Source organism: Pseudogemmobacter sp. TB195, assembly GCF_058313095.1.
Window position 1 is genome coordinate 1 of record NZ_JBZEGG010000220.1, and the last position, 525, is coordinate 525.

Sequence of the window (525 nt, forward strand, 5' to 3'; positions counted from 1 at the left end):
CTCAAGGGAAAAACCATCGGCTGGGTGCCGGTGACGCTTGGCATACCGCTTTCGGACGAGTGGACCGCCACCATGAAGCAGGAGGCGGAGAAGCTTGGCATGAAACTGGTGGTGCGCGATCCCGGCTGGAACGCCACCGCCCAGTTGCAGGCGGTTTCCGCCCTGATCGGCGAGAAAGTCGACGTGCTGGTGGTGCAGAACCCCAATGTCCAGCTGCTTGCCCGTGAACTGAAACGCGCCAATGAGGCCGGCATCTACGTGGTGCAGGTCAACATGGCCTCCAACTATGACGGCGACGCCTATGTTGGCGGCGACTTCATCCGCATCGGCCAGTTGCTGGGCGAGGACGTGGTGAAGGCCTGCGGCAAGGGCTCGGGCACATCAGGCAAGGTGCAGATCATCCAGGGCGAACTCACCGCCACCGCCAGCCTCGACCAGCTCGCCGGCCTGATGGAGGCGCTGAACAAGGACGACACGATCAAGGTCGTTTCCAACCAGGCCGCCAACTGGGACGCCACCAAGGCG

General features: G+C 63.2%; 1 protein-coding gene. It reads left to right on the forward strand.

What is annotated here, in order from left to right; genetic code table 11:
- Positions 1-525: sugar ABC transporter substrate-binding protein (locus AC4FS3_RS29465; RefSeq protein WP_491023489.1), on the forward strand; the 525-nt coding region annotated here is incomplete at both ends.